Here is a 15,809-nt window from a genome sequence, read left to right as displayed (position 1 = left end):
CGCCGGTTATGCCGAATGCACGAGTTCGCCAGCAACATAGGTTTGGACGACCCGTCCGGTAAAGCGTGCATTTTCGAAAGGCGTGTTCTTGGAGCGTGAGACGAGCGTCTCCTTGTGGAGAACCCAAGGCTCGTCAAGGTCGATGACGGCGATGTCGGCTCGGGCGCCGGGCTTCAGCGTGCCGGCATCCAGGCCGAAGATCGCGGACGGGCGGGTGGACAGAGCATCGATCAGCCGCATCAGCGGCACTTCGCCGCTGTGATAGAGCCGCAGCGCCGCTGCCGCCAGTGTTTCGAGGCCGATCGCCCCGTCCGCGGCATCCGCGAAGGGCAGGCGCTTGGTGTCGACGTCCTGCGGATCATGAGACGAGACAATGATATCGATCGTTCCGTCGGCCAGCGCCTCGACCATCGCGACGCGATCGCCCTCGGTGCGCAAGGGCGGCGAGAGTTTGAAGAAAGTCCTGTACTCGCCGATGTCGTTCTCGTTCAGGGTCAAGTGGTTGATCGAGATGCCGCAGGTGACGTTGGTGCCGCGCTCGCGGGCGATGCGAATGGTCTCGGCCGATTCGGGAACGGAAATTTCAGCCGCGTGATAGGCCGCACGCGTCAGGCCGGCGATGCGCAGGTCGCGTTCGAGCGGAATGATCTCGGCTTCGCGCGGCACGCCGGGAAGGCCGAGCCAACTCGCAAGCAGCCCTTCATTCATGACGCCGTTGGCGCCGAGATACTTGTCGCGCGTCCCGAGCGCGACGACGGCACCGAACTCGCGCGCGTAGGTCATCGCGCGGCGAAGCACGAGCGTATCGTGCACCGGCTGTCGCCCGTTGGTGAAGCAGACGGCGCCCGCATCGCGAAGCAGCCCGATCTCGGTCATCTCTTGGCCGAGCAGTCCCTTGGTCAGGGCCGCCGCCGGATGGACGTTGACGAGCGCCTTGTCGCGCGCGGTCTTCTGCACGAATTCGACAAGCGCGATATCGTCGATCACCGGATCGGTGTCCGGCATGGCGATGAAAGAAGTGACGCCGCCGGTTGCCGCTGCACGCGAGGCCGACTCGATGGTCTCGCGATGTTCGCTGCCCGGTTCGCCGACGAAGACGCGCGCATCGACCAATCCCGGGACGGCGGTGAGGCCGGCGCAGTCCTTGACGAAGGCGTCCGCAGGTACGCCCTGGTTCTGCGCATCCTTCCCGGCCGCGAGGATACGGCCGTCGTCCCCGACGATGATGGTGCCGATTTCGTCCAGTTTCCGCGAGGGATCGACGATGCGGAGGTTCTGCAGAACGAGTGGTCTGGTCATAGGCGCGGCCCCTGGTTCTGGGAGAGAAGCAATGTTTCCATCACCGCCATGCGCACGGCGACGCCCATCTCGACCTGCTGTTCGATCACGCTTTGCGGCCCGTCGGCGATCTCCGAGGCGATCTCGACGCCGCGGTTCATCGGCCCCGGATGCATGACGAGCGCGTCGTCCTTCGCGACCTTGAGCTTCTCGGCATCCAGGCCGTAGTAATGGAAGTACTCGCGCACCGAAGGCACGAAGGAGCCGGCCATGCGCTCGCGCTGGAGTCTCAGCATCATCACCACGTCCGCATCCTTGAGGCCCTCGGCCATGGAGTGGTAGACCTCGGCGCCCATCTCGGCGATGCCGGCGGGAAGCAGCGTCGCCGGCGCGACGACCCGCACACGGGCGCCCATCTGGTTCAAAAGCAGGATATTGGAGCGGGCGACGCGCGAGTGGAGAACGTCGCCGCAGATCGCCACGATGATCCGCGAGAGCTTGCCCTTGGCGCGCCGGATCGTCAGCGCGTCGAGCAGCGCCTGCGTCGGGTGCTCGTGCTGGCCGTCGCCGGCGTTGACGACCGAGCAGGAGACCTTCTGGGCAAGCAGCGAGGCAGCCCCCGCCGACGAGTGGCGAACGACCAGCACGTCCGGGTGCATGGCGTTCAGCGTCATCGCCGTATCGATCAGCGTCTCGCCTTTCTTCACCGAGGAATTGCCGACGGACATGTTCATGACGTCGGCGCCGAGCCGCTTTCCGGCGAGCTCGAATGAGGACTGGGTACGGGTCGAGGCTTCAAAGAACAGATTGATCTGCGTGAGCCCGCGCAGCGAGGAGGTCTTCTTTTCCCTCTGTCGAGAGATCTTGACGGCCTCGTCGGCGCGATCGAGCAGGAGCGTGATATCCTGTTCCGTCAGCCCCTTGATGCCGAGCAGGTGGCGATGCGGGAAGGTGATCATGAGCCGCCCTTGCATTTCTGGAATTCGGTCGCTCTATAGAACGTGGACCCCGGCGCGGCAAGCGGCGCGCCGCCCGTTCCGAAGAAAACTTGGGCCAACAGAATTGTTTCCATTTGGACAGGAAAGGCTCTAAAACCGGCCCATGAATCAGATGAACCGGACAGAACAAAAACTTGCAGAACTGAACCAGCCCAAGCCCTGGTCCGGTGTCAACGCCTTTCGCTCCGACCCGCTGGTGGTCGACATCACGTCCAGCATGCCGAAGACGCTGCGCGACGAGTTCGATGGGCTTGGGCGCTATGTGACTTCGCCCGAGGCACAGGAACTGGCCCGGATGGCCAATGAAGGCGTGCCGAAGCTGAAGACGCACGGGCCGCGCGGCGAGCGCCTCGACGTCGTCGAGTTCCATCCCGCCTGGCATGCGCTGATGCGCCGCTCCATGACGACCGGTCTGCATTCTTCTGCCTGGGAGAACCTGCCCGATGAGCGCGGCCGCTCGCACAAGGTAAGGGCGATCCGCTTCTATCTGACCGCGCAGCTCGAATGCGGCCATCTCTGCCCGCTGACGATGACCAGTGCCTCGGTCGCGGCGATTACCGCTTCCCCCGCCGTCCAGAAGGAATGGGCGCCGAAGATCCTCTCGCGCAAATATGATTCGTCCAATCGGCCGTGGATGCAGAAATCCGCGGTCACCATCGGCATGGGCATGACCGAGAAGCAGGGCGGCACCGACGTGCGCGCCAATACCTCCACGGCCGAACGGGTGGGGGAGGGCATTTATCGCCTCACCGGACACAAATGGTTCATGTCCGCGCCGATGAGCGACGCTTTCGTCATGCTGGCACAGACCCGGGAGGGGCTCGGCTGCTTCCTGGTCCCGCGGCTGCTGGAGGACGGCGGGGCCAACGGTCTGCGTTTCCAGCGCCTGAAGGACAAGCTGGGCAACCGTTCCAATGCTTCCTCCGAGGTCGAGTTTTCCGACACTTTCGGTTTCCTGCTCGGTACGCCGGATGCCGGTATCCGCACGATCCTGGACATGGTGACGCTGACCCGGCTCGACTGCGCGCTGGCCTCGGCCGGGATGATGCGCGCATCGCTCGCCGAAGCCGTGCATCATACCCGCGGCCGCAAGGTCTTCGGCAAGGCGCTTGTCAGCCAGCCGATGATGACCAGGGTGCTCGCCGATATGGCCCTGGATGTCGCGGCCGCAAGCGCACTGTCGTTCCGCCTGGCCGAAGCCTTCGATAATGCCCATAGCAGCGCGGAGGATGCCGCCTACGCCCGTATCATGACGCCGGTCGCGAAATACTGGTGCTGCAAGATCGCCCCCGCGCTGATCTACGAGGCGATGGAGTGCATGGGCGGCAACGGCTATGTCGAGGAGCGGGCGCTTGCGCGCCACTACCGCGAAGCCCCGGTCAATGCGATCTGGGAAGGCTCCGGCAACGTTATGGCGCTCGACGTCCTGCGGGTGCTCGGGCGCCGGAAGGAACTGTTCGAACAGCTCTTCGCAACGATCGGCCGCGATCTCGGCCCCGCCGGGCGCAAGACGATCGAGGTTCTGCGTGCCGCCATGTCGCTCTGCGAGCGCGACGAGGGCGCGGCACGCATGCTGGTCGAGCAACTGGCGCTGGCGGCGGCTGCTGCCGAACTCTACAGGCTCGGGGCCGGGCGCATCGCCGATGCGTTCCTGGAATCGCGCCTGGCCGCCGGCTGGCGCTCGACTTACGGCATGCTCGATTCGCGCTTCGATTCGGCCTATGTCCTCGATTTGCTCTACCCGGCCGCAACATAGCCCGTAACGAAGAGCACGAGCGGTATCGTCAGGAACGAGGCCGCCGTCTGGATCGTGGCGACGGAGGCGTAAAGCTCCGCGTCACCCCCCATCTGCTTGGCCAGAAGATAGCCGTTCATCGCGGTCGGGACGGCCGCACCCACGGCGATGACGAGCAGGGCATCCCCCCGGATGCCGAGAAGCGCGCTGCCGCCCACCATGAACACCGGCATGACGATCAGCTTGAGCACGACCGCGAACAGGACTGGGATGCTCGGGTTCAAGGCGTCGGCAATCTTGAGGCCGGCCCCGACCAGGATCAGCCCAAGCCCGAGCGAAGCGCTCGCCAGCATGTCGACCGCCGTCATCACGGGCTCATACAGTTCGATGCCCGTCAAGTTGAACAGTATCCCGAGCGCCGACGAGATGATCAGCGGATTGGTGATGATCTTCAAAAAGAAAAAACCGATGCCACGGCTGCCGCCGCCGAACCAGGTCAGAACGGCGATATTGTAGAAATTGATCGGGATGATGAGCAGTGCCATGACGAGAGCCGTCAGGCTGAGTCCAGCCGTGCCGAATAGTTTTTCAGCGACCGCCAGTGCAATGAAGGCATTCCATCGCGTGGCCGTCTGGAACACCGATGTAAAGGTGGGGCCGGAAATGCCGCCTCGGCGCAGCAGAGGCCAGGCCGAGAGGAGGGCGGCCGACATCAATGTGACGCTGCCGACCGTAGCGACGGCCGTCGCATCAGCCTCGAGGCCGGCCAGGTCCGCCTTCGCCAGCGTCGAGAAGAGCAGAGCGGGAAAGAGAAAATAATAGCCGAACTGCTCGAGCCCGATCCATAGCCCCTGGTCGACAAGCGTCGATCGCCGGAGCGCGACACCAAGGATCACGAGCAGGAAGACCGGCAGAATGCTTTCGAAGACGATGGTCATCAGGGCTCCAGGCAGACGGAGGTTCACGCACGCAGCGCCGCGCGTCCCATGAGCTGCGCAGAACTCGCTGTAGAGCGCTGGACAGGCGGCCGCAAGCCGGCTTTCACTGTGAATATTAACCTTAACAAATGGTTTACGTTGCGCTTCTGCCTCCGAGGCGGAGATACTGGCGGTGTGATTTTTTAAGGATGGAACGGAGCGGCCGGTGAGAGCTGCCTTGCTGATCATCATGGTGATCTTTTTCGCCGGCTTGGCGCTCGACATAGCGAACCTCGCGGCCGTCCTGACCACGTTCGTCCTGCTTGATCGTGCAATCGTTCCGCTTCTTAGCGGTCACCAGCCGGAGAGGGGCGCTTCATGAAGTGGTTGCTGATCTTCTGGGGCGGTCCCGTGATGCTGCTTACGGGCTGGTACGGGCTCTCCTACTATGACATGAGCTTCGGCGTCTTCATGCTGACGCGAGAGGCGCATGAGCTCGTCTTCCGGGTTTACGGGAGTATCCTGGGAATCCCGCCGGAAACCATTCCGCCGCTCGTCGCCCGGGCCATGATCGTCGACAGCCTGATCGTGTTCGGCCTTGTCGCGCTCAGGAAGCGGAGGCAGATCGCGGCCTGGTATCGGCGCCGTTACGGCGCGTCCCGATCGCCGGAAGCGCCTCTCGCCAGCGATGCCAATCTATCCAGCGCTCCCTGAAGGATGAAGGAAGCGGCGGCCGAATCGATGCGTTCGGCCCGCTTTTTCCGCGATACGTCCATTTCGATCAGTACCCGCTCGGCTGCCACCGTGGACAGGCGTTCATCCCAGAGGACGAAGGGGATATCGGTCTTTTCTCCCATATTGCGCACGAAGGCCCGCGTCGCCTGGCAGCGCGGCCCTTCCGATCCGTCCATATTCACCGGCAAGCCGATGATGAAGGCGGCGATTTTTTCCTTCTCCGCAAAAGACAGGAGCGCCTGCGCGTCGGCGCCGAACTTGACGCGGCGGATCACCTCGCGCGGCGTCGCAAAGCGCCGCCCCAGATCGGAAACCGAAATGCCGATCGTTTTCGTCCCGAGGTCCAGGCCTGCCACCGACTGATAGGGCGGCAGCCGCTCCGCGAGTTCCTCCATCGTGAGAATTGCCATGGGATTTACCGATTCGATCTTTCCAGTGCGCTGGTCTGATCCATATGCTTGTCCTAGACATAAATCGATCAATTTTATCGCCCGACTCGCCTGGGGTGCCGCGCGCGATCTGAGGAGAACATCATGAACATCAAATGGCTGGGACATTCCGCCTTCCATATCGAAACGGCGAAAGCCAAAATCCTGATAGATCCGTTCTTCACCGGCAATCCGGCCTTTCGGGACGAGGAGCGCAAGGCCGCAACGGCGGGACTGACCCACATTCTGCTGACCCACGGCCACGGCGACCATGTCGGCGACACCGTTGCCATAGCCAAGGAAACCGGCGCGACGGTCCTTGCCAATTTCGACCTCTGCATGTGGCTCGGCCGGCAGGGCATTTCGAAGCTGGAGCCGGGCAATACGGGCGGAACCATCCAGCTCGGGAGCTTCACCGCCACATTCGTCAACGCGCTGCATTCATCGGCGCAGATCACCGACGACGGCGTTTCGCATTCGCTCGGCAATGCCAATGGCCTCGTTCTCCATTTCGACGACGAGCCGACGCTCTATCACATGGGCGACACGGACATCTTCTCCGACATGGCGCTCGTGCAGGAACTGCACGAGCCGGAAATCGGCATCGTGCCGATCGGCGACCGTTTCACCATGGGCGGTGCCGTGGCCGCGCTCGCGTGCCAGCGTTACTTCAAGTTCAACACGGCGATCCCTTGCCACTATGGCTCCTTCCCGATCATCGACCAGACGCCGGAGACCTTCATTGCCGGCATGGACGGCGCCTCGACATTGGTCGCCACCCCCGAGGTCGGTGGCGCAGTAACCCTCTGAAGAGGAGCGCAGCCCAGCCGGAAGCCGGTCGGCGCCATTCGCGAGTTGCACGTTGTGCAACTCGCCTTTATAGCGGGGGAAACTTTGCGATACCGGAGACGATCATGTCCGTAGACCTTGCCACCGTGAAGCGCGTCGCGCGCCTTGCCCGCATCGCCGTCAGCGATGAGGAAGCCGAGCGGATGACCGGCGAACTCAACGGTATCCTGGGCTTCGTCGAGCAGCTCTCCGAAGTGGATGTCGACGGAGTCGAGCCGATGACGTCGGTGATGCCGATGAAGATGAAAAAGCGCGACGACATCGTCGCGGATGGTGACAAGGCGGACGACATTGTCGCCAATGCGCCGAATTCGGATCGCAACTTCTTCCTCGTTCCGAAGGTGGTCGAGTAACCACCCGCCGCCCGTCCCGCCGTTCCGAATGCGAAAGTCCGATTACACCATGACCGACCTTACGAGCCTCACGATCGCCGAAGCCCGCGCGAAGCTTTCCGCCAAGGAAATCACCGCGGTCGAGTTGACCGACGCCTATCTTGGCGCGATCGAGGCAGCCAACGAGACGATCAACGCCTATGTCGCCGTTACGCCGGAAAAGGCCCGCGAGATGGCGAAGGCCTCGGACGCCCGCATCGCAGCCGGCAAGGCCGGCGCGCTCGAGGGCATCCCGCTCGGTATCAAGGATCTCTTCGGCACGGAGGGCATCCACACGCAGGCATGCAGCCACATACTGGACGGATTCGAGCCGCGCTACGAGTCGACCGTGACCCAGAACCTGTGGAACGACGGCGCCGTCATGCTCGGCAAGCTTAACATGGACGAGTTCGCCATGGGCTCGTCTAACGAGACCTCCTATTACGGACCGGTCAAGAACCCGTGGCGCGCTAAGGGCTCGAATCTGGACCTGGTTCCGGGCGGCTCTTCCGGCGGATCGGCGGCCGCGGTCGCGGCGCGTCTTTGCGCCGGCGCCACCGCGACCGATACCGGCGGCTCGATCCGCCAGCCGGCGGCGTTCACCGGCACCGTCGGCATCAAGCCGACCTATGGCCGCTGCTCGCGCTGGGGCGTCGTCGCCTTCGCCTCGTCGCTCGACCAGGCGGGCCCGATCGCCCGCGACGTGCGCGATGCGGCGATCCTGTTGAAGTCGATGGCGAGCATCGATCCGAAGGACACGACGTCCGTCGATCTGCCGGTGCCGGACTACGAAGCCGCGATCGGCCAGTCGATCAAGGGCATGCGGATCGGCATTCCCAAGGAATACCGCGTCGACGGCATGCCGGAGGATATCGAGGCGCTCTGGCAGCAGGGTATCGCCTGGCTTAGGGACGCCGGCGCCGAAATCGTCGATATCTCGCTGCCGCATACGAAATACGCGCTGCCCGCTTACTACATCGTCGCTCCGGCCGAAGCGTCGTCCAACCTCGCGCGTTACGACGGCGTTCGCTACGGCCTGCGTGTCGACGGCAAGGACATCATCGACATGTATGAAAAGACGCGCGCCGCCGGCTTCGGCCAGGAGGTCAAGCGTCGTATCATGATCGGCACCTATGTGCTCTCCGCCGGCTATTACGATGCCTATTACCTGCGCGCGCAGAAGGTCCGGACTTTGATCAAGCGCGACTTCGAGCTCGCATTTCAGGCGGGCGTCGATGCGATCCTGACGCCGGCCACGCCGTCCTCCGCCTTCGGCATTGCCGACGAGGACCTCGCATCCGATCCGGTGAAGATGTACCTGAACGACATCTTCACCGTGACGGTGAACATGGCCGGCCTTCCGGGCATTGCGGTGCCGGGCGGGCTCGACCGCAAGGGGCTGCCGCTCGGTCTGCAGCTCATCGGCAAGCCCTTCGAGGAAGAAACGCTGTTCAAGACGGCCCATGTCATCGAACAGGCAGCCGGCCGCTTCACGCCGTCTAAATGGTGGTGACGGCGTAAAGAGACCGCAAGCTGCCGGAAATCGCGGCAATACCGACCGCATCGAACACCGGAGACGATATCTCCGGTATCCGATGCGATGCGGATCGCCGGCGCTCAGCGGTTGTTGAGCTCCGATCTGACCAGGTGCAGTCCGCGTTCGGTAATGCGATAGGGCTTACCGGCGGATGACTTGATCGCTCTCTTCCGTTTCAGCTTACGGAAAAGCTCGAGATCTACGCCGGGATAGACCCAGCCGTCTCTCGTAAAGCAGCGAATTTCCGCGATCGCCTTGCCTTCGCGGGTGATTTCAATGCGGCCGCCCTGGGCCAAATGGTGAAGAATGCGCTGTTCGGCGCGCGAAATGTCCATCGTTAGAGTATTCCGGAATAGCGTTCATCAGAACGCAGGAAAACGTTCCGTTCTTCGTGAGAAGAGCGGGGTTTACGTTTCCGGCCCATGCACGCTTTTCAGTGGAAGCGGGCAGGGCCCTTACCGGGACTCAGACTGATGGAACATAAATACTCCTGTCGGATCTCGCGCTTTCTAGGAGATCGTCGCGCAATCGTCAAGGTTGCAAAGACCGGCTGCCAGAGCCGGCATTGTCCAGCGCCCCATGTGTGCGGCCGCGCCTTGAAAGCTTGCACCGTGGGATCAATTGCTCTACCGAGAAACCACGAATTCAGGCTTCAAAGAAGAGCATGACATGAGCATCGTCGACGTCCGCACTCCTGATCCGAAACGCTTCATTCCAGGCGCCACCGGCGACTGGGAGGTCATCATCGGCATGGAGGTCCATGCGCAGGTGCTGAGCAATTCGAAGCTGTTCTCCAGTGCGTCGACCGAGTTCGGATCGGAGCCGAATGCCAATGTTTCGCTCGTCGATGCCGCAATGCCGGGCATGCTTCCGGTCATCAACGAGGAATGCGTCAAGCAGGCCGTGCGCACCGGCCTCGGCTTGAAGGCAAAGATCAACAATCGCTCGATCTTCGACCGGAAGAACTATTTCTATCCGGACCTGCCGCAGGGCTACCAGATCTCGCAATACAAGGACCCGATCGTCGGCGAGGGCAAGATCATCATTTCCGTCGGTCCGGACCGCCAGGGGCAGTTCGAAGACGTCGAGATCGGCATCGAGCGCCTGCACCTGGAGCAGGATGCCGGCAAGTCGATGCACGACCAGCATCCCGCCATGTCCTATGTCGACCTCAACCGGTCGGGCGTCGCGCTGATGGAGATCGTCTCGAAGCCGGACCTGCGTTCGTCGGACGAGGCGAAAGCCTATCTCACCAAGCTTCGCTCGATCCTGCGTTATCTCGGCACCTGCGACGGCAATATGGACGAGGGCTCGATGCGCGCGGACGTCAACGTCTCGGTTCGCCGTCCGGGCGAAGCTTTCGGCACGCGCTGCGAAATCAAGAACGTCAACTCGATCCGCTTCGTCGGCCAGTCGATCGAGTACGAGGCCCGTCGCCAGATCGCGATCCTTGAAGACGGCGGCGCGATCGACCAGGAGACCCGGCTCTTCGATGCCAACAAGGGCGAGACCCGCTCCATGCGTTCGAAGGAAGAGGCGCACGACTACCGCTACTTCCCCGATCCGGATCTCCTGCCGCTCGAGTTTGACGATGCCTTCGTGGAAGCGCTCAAGGCCGACCTCCCCGAATTGCCGGACGACAAGAAGGAACGCTTCGTTCGCGATCTCGGCCTGTCCGTTTACGATGCGTCCGTTCTCGTCTCGGAAAAGGCGATTGCCGATTACTTCGAAGCCGTGGCCGAAGGCCGTGACGGCAAGGCGGCGGCGAACTGGGTGATCAACGATCTTCTCGGCGCGCTGAACAAGGCCGGCAAGACCATCGAGGAAACGCCGGTCTCGCCGGCGCAGCTCGGCGGCATCATCGATCTCATCAAGGATGGCACCATTTCCGGCAAGCTCGCAAAGGACCTCTTCGAAATCCTTTGGAACGAGGGAGGCGATCCGGCCGAAATCGTCGAGAGCCGCGGTATGAAGCAGGTCACCGACACCGGTGCGATCGAGAAGGCGGTCGACGAGATCATCGCCGCCAATCCCGACCAGGTGGAAAAGGCCAAGGCGAAGCCGTCGCTCGCCGGCTGGTTCGTCGGGCAGGTGATGAAGGCGACCGGCGGCAAGGCCAATCCGCAGGCGGTGCAGGCCCTGGTAAAATCCAAACTCGGCATCGAGGAGTGACGATGTTCTTCGTCCGAACCGCGAGCGAGCGTGACCTCGAGAAGGTTCGCGCTCTGCTCGCCGAGACGTGGCACGCGACCTACGATACGTTCTACGGTGCCGAAAAGGTCAATGAACTGACGGCGAAGTGGCATTCGATCGAGGCCCTTCGCGCGCGCCTGCAGCGCAAGCATTCCGAGTTTGTCGTCGCCGACAACGGCCGCGAGCTTGCCGGCATGGGCTATGCCGCCATGTCCGAGTCGCTGGAAAAGACAGCCGTGCTGCACCAGCTCTATGTGCTGCCGAAGCATCAACGCCATGGCGTCGGCCGCGACATGTTCGCGGAGCTCGAGACCTGCTTCCCGGATGCGGAACGCATGCGGGTGGAGGTGGAGCCGCAGAACCTGCACGCGCTCGCCTTTTATCGCGCACACGGATTTGTGGAAGTCGCAAAAACATCCAGTTGCGGCGACGAGCAGTCCGGCATACCGGCGCTCATCCTGGAAAAGCGCCTTTCCTGACCTTTCACGCCGCATCGATGCGAACACAGGCGCTTCGGCCTCGAGATGCGGGTGAAAGACCCGAGCCGGGAGCGGAATCACTGGACAAGGCGAAAGCGGCGCGGCATAAGCGGGGGCGAGATTTTGATATCCGGCCGGCTCCCATCGGCCGGTAAAGGACGATGCATATGAAGCTCCTGCTGCAGATTTTCACCTGGTGGAATGGACAGACGATCGGTACCCGGTTTCACACCTGGCGCCATGGCCAGCGCGTCGGGGAAGACGAATTCGGCAACGTCTACTATCAGGGCGGCACGGACTCCGAGGGACGGACGCGGCGTTGGGTGATCTACAACGGTCCCGCCGAGGCGTCTGCGATCCCGCCGGGCTGGCATGGCTGGATGCATCATCGCACCGACGTCTCCCCCGCCGACGAGAAATATGCGGTCCGCGAATGGCAGAAGCCGCACCGCGCCAACCCGACCGGTACGCCCAATGCCTACCGGCCGAAGGGGTCGATTGCCGGTGCCGGCAAGCGCCCGCGTGTGACCGGCGACTACGACGCCTGGACGCCGCGCTCCTGAGCCGGGCTTCTCGGGCATCGTCCCGCGACTTGCGGGACGATCACGGCGCAGCCACATTTCGGGTTTAGCGCCTGAAGTCCATCCGGGACTAACAGCAATGTGCGGGGGATTGGCGGTAATGGCGGGTTTCTGTCTGCGGGATTTGATTGGCCGGGGAGGGCGGTTTGCGGCCATTGCCCTTCTCCTTGCCGCTCCGGTGACGTCTGCCGTCGAAACCGCGCAGGCGGCACGCCTTTCCAACGCCGTGGCGGTCTTCTCCGGCATCGACAAGATCACCGGCCGCATCACCAGCTTTGACGTCTATATCGGCGAAACGGTGCAATTCGGTGCGCTGCAGGTAACTCCGCGCGTTTGCCACAGCCGCGACGAAACGGAAGCGCCGAAGACGACCACCTTTGTGGAGGTGGACGAAATCACGCTCGACCGGAAGATCCGCCGCATCTTTACCGGCTGGATGTTTGCCGACAGCCCGGGGCTCAACGCCGTCGAGCACCCCGTCTATGACGTTTGGCTGCAATCCTGCAAGTCCACCTCCGAAGTTCCGCCGCCCGACACTGCGGCAAAGCAATAGAGCACTTGACAGGGCGCCTTCTGCGATCGTTCTCCCTGTGCGTGTCACTGGAGCGACGCAAAGCGTAAGCCTTCCCTTTGAGAAGGCATAATCCTCAAAATTCGAGATTTGGCGAGGCGATCGCTTTCGCGAGCAGAACTTCGTACTGAGCCTTCGGCACGTCGACTGCGCCGAAGGACTTCAGGTGTTCGGTCGTGAACTGCGTGTCGAGGAGCTGAAACCCCTTCGACCTCAATCGCTCGACCAGATGGACGAGGCAGATCTTGGATGCGCCGGTGCGGCGCGAGAACATGCTCTCGCCGAAAAAGGCTGCGCCGAGTGAAACGCCGTAGAGGCCGCCGACGAGCGCATCTCCCTCCCAGGCCTCGACGCTGTGCGCATGGCCCATATTGTGCAGGGCCGCATAGAGGGAGCGGATCGTGTCGTTGATCCAGGTCGTCGGCCTGTCCGGTGCGGGCTGCGCGCACCCCTCCATGACTTCAGCGAAGGCCGTATCGAAGCGAATGTCGAAGGGGCGCCTGCGGATCGCTTTGGCGAGGCTGCGCGAGACGTGAAACCGGTCCAGCGGAATGATGCCGCGGATCTCGGGCTCGACCCAGAAAAGTTCCGGATCGTCGGCCGAGTCGGCCATGGGGAAGAGACCGATCGAGTAGGCGCGCAACAACATGTCCGGCGTGATATCCGGTTGTTTGCTGCGCGTCTCCTTCAATGTCGTATCCTATGCGGATGTTGTGGCCAGATGGTGCTCCAGCCAATGGATATCATAATCGCCGTTTGCGATATCCTGATTGTTGATCAGGTCCTGAAAAAGGGGAAGAGTCGTCTTGATTCCGTCGATGACAAATTCGTCAAGCACGCGGCGCAGCCGCATCATGCACTCGACGCGCGTCCGGCCGTGGACGATCAGCTTACCGATCAGGCTGTCATAGTAGGGGGGTATGCGGTAACCCTGATAGGCGCCGCTGTCGACGCGCACACCGAGGCCGCCCGGGGCGTGGAAATGCGTGATCGTGCCCGGGGAAGGGACGAAGGTGCGCGGATCTTCGGCATTGATGCGGCATTCGATGGCGTGACCGGAGAAGACGATATCCTCCTGCTTGGCGGAGAGGCCGGCTCCGGACGCCACGCGAATCTGCTCGTGCACGAGGTCGATCCCGGTGATCGCTTCGGTAATCGGGTGTTCGACCTGCAGGCGCGTGTTCATCTCGATGAAGTAGAACTCGCCGTTCTCGTAGAGGAATTCGATCGTGCCGGCGCCGCGATACTTCAACTTCTTCATCGCGTCGGCGCAGACCTGACCGATCTTCATGCGCTGTTCGACGTTCAGGGCCGGGGAGTTGGCTTCTTCCCATACCTTCTGATGGCGGCGCTGCAGCGAGCAGTCGCGTTCACCGAGATGGATCGCATTGCCTTCGCCGTCCCCGACGACCTGTATTTCGATATGGCGCGGCTTGCCGAGAAACTTCTCCATGTAGACCGCGTCGTTGCCGAATGCGGCCGCGGCTTCGGAACGTGCCGTCGCAACCGCATTTTCGAGTTCCTCCTCGGTGCGGGCGACCTTCATGCCGCGGCCACCGCCACCCGCCGTCGCCTTGATCAGCACGGGGAATCCGATCTGGCGGGCGATCTCCAGGGCATTCTCCGGCCTCACTTCGCCATCGGAGCCCGGAACGACCGGAATGCCGAGTTCTTCCGCCGTCTTCTTGGCGGTGATCTTGTCGCCCATGAGGCGGATGTGCTCGGCAGTCGGTCCGATGAAAGTGATGCCGTGCGCATCGAGGATATCGGCGAACTTTGCGTTCTCCGAGAGGAAGCCGTAACCCGGATGCACCGCATCCGCACCGGTGATCTCACAGGCGGCAACGATCTGATGGATGTTCAGATAGCTCTCGCGCGAAGGCGGCGGGCCGATGCAGACGCTCTCGTCGGCGAGCCGGACATGCATGGCGTCGCTGTCCGCCGTCGAGTGCACGGCTACGGTCGCGATGCCGAGCTCCTTGCAGGCGCGCAGGACGCGCAGAGCAATTTCGCCGCGATTGGCAATGAGGATTTTCGAGATCATCGCCACCGTGCCCTACTCGATCACGATCAGGGGTTCGCCATATTCGACCGGAGCGGCGTCCTGCACGAGAATTTCCGTCACCTTGCCGGAGCGGGGGGCGGGAATCTGGTTCATCGTCTTCATTGCCTCGATGATCAGGATCGTCTGACCTTCCTTTACCACCGCACCGACTTCGATGAAGGGGCGGGAACCCGGAGCCGGGGCGAGATAGGCGGTGCCGACCATGGGGGCCGTCACTGCGTTCTTGGCATTGTGACCGCCTTCGGCGGCACCCTGGGGCGCACCAGCCGGCTGGCCGGCGGCAATGGCGGGCGGCACCTGGTAGGCGGGCATCGCCGGCATGGACATGGCAACAGGCGTGCCGTTCCGCGAAACGCGGATGCGCAGATCGTCCTGTTCCACTTCGATCTCGGTCAGGTCGGTATCGTTGAGGATATTGGCGAGATCACGGATCAGCGCCTGATCGATACCCGGTTTCTTTTCAGCCATGGGATATGAGCCTCGTGTTCTTCTTATTTGGATTTTTCCGTCAGGTTCTTTAGCGCATGCAGCGCCAGAATGTAACTCTGTGCGCCGAAACCGCAGATAACGCCTTTGACGGCCGGCGCGATCATCGACTTGTGCCGGAATTCTTCGCGCGCATGAATATTGGAAAGATGCAGCTCCACCACGGGGACGGTGATCGCCCGAATGGCATCGTGCATGGCGATGGAGGTGTGTCCGTAGGCGGCGGGATTGATGGCGATGCCGACTGCCTTTTCGCCAGCCTCGTGCAACCAGTCGACCAAGGTGCCTTCATGGTTCGACTGCCGGAAGTCGACGTCGAAGCCCAGGAGTTTGGCCTCCTCCTTGCACATGGCTTCGATGTCGGCAAGCGTCTTGCCGCCATAGATACCCGGTTCGCGTTTGCCGAGCGCGTTCAGGTTTGGGCCGTTCAGCACAAAGATAGTCGAAGGCATAAGGGATTCCGGTCCGGTGATGGAGGGTTACCTATAGACTGATGGTTCCCCGAGGAAAAGCCCCCTGGGTTCCCGCGGGATTTGTCCACAAGTCGTGCTGTTCCGATAGGGCGAAAGCCGCCGGCGTGCCGGCC

Annotated in this window: 19 protein-coding genes; 10 read left to right on the top strand and 9 right to left on the bottom strand. The window is 62.5% G+C overall.

Annotated elements, in window-relative coordinates; all coding sequences use genetic code 11:
* Positions 1-6 precede the first annotated feature (6 nt).
* A complete protein-coding gene (locus tag M1D43_RS06965; RefSeq protein WP_153314173.1) occupies positions 7-1,299 on the bottom strand; it encodes a dihydroorotase in 1,293 nt (430 codons plus the stop codon).
* Entirely contained in the window at positions 1,296-2,237 is a 942-nt protein-coding gene (locus M1D43_RS06960; protein ID WP_003533035.1) for an aspartate carbamoyltransferase catalytic subunit, read from the bottom strand. The genes M1D43_RS06965 and M1D43_RS06960 overlap by 4 nt, the downstream gene beginning before the upstream one ends.
* Positions 2,238-2,379: 142 nt before the next feature.
* On the opposite strand from M1D43_RS06960, the gene M1D43_RS06955 reads away from it, so the two are divergent.
* A complete protein-coding gene (locus tag M1D43_RS06955; RefSeq protein WP_003533037.1) occupies positions 2,380-4,032 on the top strand; it encodes an acyl-CoA dehydrogenase family protein in 1,653 nt (550 codons plus the stop codon).
* On the opposite strand, the gene M1D43_RS06950 is transcribed toward M1D43_RS06955, so the two are convergent.
* The gene (locus tag M1D43_RS06950) at positions 4,014-4,949 is read right to left on the bottom strand and encodes an AEC family transporter (protein WP_003533040.1); all 936 of its coding nucleotides are present in this window, start codon (positions 4,947-4,949) and stop codon (positions 4,014-4,016) included. The two genes, M1D43_RS06955 and M1D43_RS06950, sit on opposite strands and share 19 nt — an antisense overlap.
* A gap of 205 nt (positions 4,950-5,154) precedes the next feature.
* Here M1D43_RS06950 and M1D43_RS06945 point away from each other — a divergent pair, with 205 nt between their 5' ends.
* Positions 5,155-5,310 carry a hypothetical protein gene (locus M1D43_RS06945; RefSeq protein WP_192923465.1) on the top strand — a complete coding sequence of 52 codons (156 nt, stop codon included), beginning with the start codon at positions 5,155-5,157 and terminating at the stop codon, positions 5,308-5,310.
* Complete coding sequence (locus M1D43_RS06940; RefSeq protein ID WP_003533044.1) at positions 5,307-5,642, top strand: DUF6105 family protein; 336 nt, start codon at positions 5,307-5,309, stop codon at positions 5,640-5,642. The genes M1D43_RS06945 and M1D43_RS06940 overlap by 4 nt, the downstream gene beginning before the upstream one ends.
* On the opposite strand, the gene ruvX is transcribed toward M1D43_RS06940, so the two are convergent.
* Positions 5,576-6,073 carry a Holliday junction resolvase RuvX gene (gene ruvX, locus M1D43_RS06935; RefSeq protein ID WP_010969171.1) on the bottom strand — a complete coding sequence of 166 codons (498 nt, stop codon included), beginning with the start codon at positions 6,071-6,073 and terminating at the stop codon, positions 5,576-5,578. The genes M1D43_RS06940 and ruvX overlap by 67 nt on opposite strands.
* A gap of 123 nt (positions 6,074-6,196) precedes the next feature.
* Here ruvX and M1D43_RS06930 point away from each other — a divergent pair, with 123 nt between their 5' ends.
* From M1D43_RS06930 to gatA, 3 genes are all read left to right on the top strand, one after another.
* A complete protein-coding gene (locus M1D43_RS06930; protein ID WP_003533048.1) occupies positions 6,197-6,901 on the top strand; it encodes a metal-dependent hydrolase in 705 nt (234 codons plus the stop codon).
* Positions 6,902-7,005: 104 nt separating this feature from the next.
* The gene (gene gatC / locus M1D43_RS06925; protein WP_003533050.1) at positions 7,006-7,293 is read left to right on the top strand and encodes an Asp-tRNA(Asn)/Glu-tRNA(Gln) amidotransferase subunit GatC; all 288 of its coding nucleotides are present in this window, start codon (positions 7,006-7,008) and stop codon (positions 7,291-7,293) included.
* Positions 7,294-7,342: 49 nt separating this feature from the next.
* Complete coding sequence (gatA, locus tag M1D43_RS06920) at positions 7,343-8,824, top strand: Asp-tRNA(Asn)/Glu-tRNA(Gln) amidotransferase subunit GatA (protein WP_028011286.1); 1,482 nt, start codon at positions 7,343-7,345, stop codon at positions 8,822-8,824.
* 104 nt (positions 8,825-8,928) lie between these two features.
* Here the strand turns inward: gatA and M1D43_RS06915 are convergent, their stop codons facing one another.
* Positions 8,929-9,183, bottom strand: a complete 255-nt coding sequence (locus M1D43_RS06915; RefSeq protein WP_003533053.1) for a YjhX family toxin — start codon at positions 9,181-9,183, stop codon at positions 8,929-8,931.
* Positions 9,184-9,517: 334 nt separating this feature from the next.
* Between M1D43_RS06915 and gatB the strand changes: the two genes are divergently transcribed.
* From gatB to M1D43_RS06895, 4 genes are all read left to right on the top strand, one after another.
* Entirely contained in the window at positions 9,518-11,020 is a 1,503-nt protein-coding gene (gatB, locus tag M1D43_RS06910) for an Asp-tRNA(Asn)/Glu-tRNA(Gln) amidotransferase subunit GatB (protein WP_028011285.1), read from the top strand.
* Positions 11,021-11,022: 2 nt separating this feature from the next.
* A complete protein-coding gene (locus tag M1D43_RS06905; protein WP_003533058.1) occupies positions 11,023-11,520 on the top strand; it encodes a GNAT family N-acetyltransferase in 498 nt (165 codons plus the stop codon).
* A gap of 167 nt (positions 11,521-11,687) precedes the next feature.
* Positions 11,688-12,083, top strand: coding sequence for an NADH:ubiquinone oxidoreductase subunit NDUFA12 (locus tag M1D43_RS06900; RefSeq protein ID WP_003533066.1), 396 nt, complete (start codon positions 11,688-11,690; stop codon positions 12,081-12,083).
* A 118-nt stretch (positions 12,084-12,201) separates the two neighbouring features.
* Positions 12,202-12,654: a DUF2155 domain-containing protein gene (locus M1D43_RS06895; protein ID WP_003533068.1), complete on the top strand. Its 453-nt coding sequence runs from the start codon at positions 12,202-12,204 to the stop codon at positions 12,652-12,654.
* A gap of 94 nt (positions 12,655-12,748) precedes the next feature.
* On the opposite strand, the gene aat is transcribed toward M1D43_RS06895, so the two are convergent.
* The 4 genes from aat to aroQ are packed head-to-tail and all read right to left on the bottom strand — an operon-like array spanning position 12,749 to position 15,675.
* Positions 12,749-13,363 (bottom strand): leucyl/phenylalanyl-tRNA--protein transferase, encoded by a 615-nt coding sequence (aat, locus tag M1D43_RS06890; protein WP_003533070.1) that lies wholly within the window; start codon positions 13,361-13,363, stop codon positions 12,749-12,751.
* A 9-nt stretch (positions 13,364-13,372) separates the two neighbouring features.
* Entirely contained in the window at positions 13,373-14,716 is a 1,344-nt protein-coding gene (accC, locus tag M1D43_RS06885; RefSeq protein WP_003533072.1) for an acetyl-CoA carboxylase biotin carboxylase subunit, read from the bottom strand.
* 12 nt (positions 14,717-14,728) lie between these two features.
* Positions 14,729-15,205 (bottom strand): acetyl-CoA carboxylase biotin carboxyl carrier protein, encoded by a 477-nt coding sequence (gene accB / locus M1D43_RS06880; protein ID WP_003533074.1) that lies wholly within the window; start codon positions 15,203-15,205, stop codon positions 14,729-14,731.
* A 23-nt stretch (positions 15,206-15,228) separates the two neighbouring features.
* A complete protein-coding gene (aroQ, locus tag M1D43_RS06875; RefSeq protein WP_003533076.1) occupies positions 15,229-15,675 on the bottom strand; it encodes a type II 3-dehydroquinate dehydratase in 447 nt (148 codons plus the stop codon).
* Between the last annotated feature and the right edge of the window lie 134 nt (positions 15,676-15,809).

It is taken from the genome of Ensifer sp. R1-3 (genome assembly GCF_056739175.1).
This window is presented reverse-complemented; position numbering and strand designations above follow the sequence as displayed.

Bases quoted from the DNA above. Each gene is read 5' to 3' on its own strand.
- M1D43_RS06965 (WP_153314173.1), bottom strand. From the start codon at position 1,299: ATGACCAGACCACTCGTTCTGCAGAACCTCCGCATCGTCGATCCCTCG.
- M1D43_RS06960 (WP_003533035.1), bottom strand. From the start codon at position 2,237: ATGATCACCTTCCCGCATCGCCACCTGCTCGGCATCAAGGGGCTGACG.
- M1D43_RS06955 (WP_003533037.1), top strand. From the start codon at position 2,380: ATGAATCAGATGAACCGGACAGAACAAAAACTTGCAGAACTGAACCAG.
- M1D43_RS06950 (WP_003533040.1), bottom strand. From the start codon at position 4,949: ATGACCATCGTCTTCGAAAGCATTCTGCCGGTCTTCCTGCTCGTGATC.
- M1D43_RS06940 (WP_003533044.1), top strand. From the start codon at position 5,307: ATGAAGTGGTTGCTGATCTTCTGGGGCGGTCCCGTGATGCTGCTTACG.
- ruvX (WP_010969171.1), bottom strand. From the start codon at position 6,073: ATGGCAATTCTCACGATGGAGGAACTCGCGGAGCGGCTGCCGCCCTAT.
- M1D43_RS06930 (WP_003533048.1), top strand. From the start codon at position 6,197: ATGAACATCAAATGGCTGGGACATTCCGCCTTCCATATCGAAACGGCG.
- gatC (WP_003533050.1), top strand. From the start codon at position 7,006: ATGTCCGTAGACCTTGCCACCGTGAAGCGCGTCGCGCGCCTTGCCCGC.
- gatA (WP_028011286.1), top strand. From the start codon at position 7,343: ATGACCGACCTTACGAGCCTCACGATCGCCGAAGCCCGCGCGAAGCTT.
- M1D43_RS06915 (WP_003533053.1), bottom strand. From the start codon at position 9,183: ATGGACATTTCGCGCGCCGAACAGCGCATTCTTCACCATTTGGCCCAG.
- gatB (WP_028011285.1), top strand. From the start codon at position 9,518: ATGAGCATCGTCGACGTCCGCACTCCTGATCCGAAACGCTTCATTCCA.
- M1D43_RS06905 (WP_003533058.1), top strand. From the start codon at position 11,023: ATGTTCTTCGTCCGAACCGCGAGCGAGCGTGACCTCGAGAAGGTTCGC.
- M1D43_RS06900 (WP_003533066.1), top strand. From the start codon at position 11,688: ATGAAGCTCCTGCTGCAGATTTTCACCTGGTGGAATGGACAGACGATC.
- M1D43_RS06895 (WP_003533068.1), top strand. From the start codon at position 12,202: ATGGCGGGTTTCTGTCTGCGGGATTTGATTGGCCGGGGAGGGCGGTTT.
- accC (WP_003533072.1), bottom strand. From the start codon at position 14,716: ATGATCTCGAAAATCCTCATTGCCAATCGCGGCGAAATTGCTCTGCGC.
- accB (WP_003533074.1), bottom strand. From the start codon at position 15,205: ATGGCTGAAAAGAAACCGGGTATCGATCAGGCGCTGATCCGTGATCTC.
- aroQ (WP_003533076.1), bottom strand. From the start codon at position 15,675: ATGCCTTCGACTATCTTTGTGCTGAACGGCCCAAACCTGAACGCGCTC.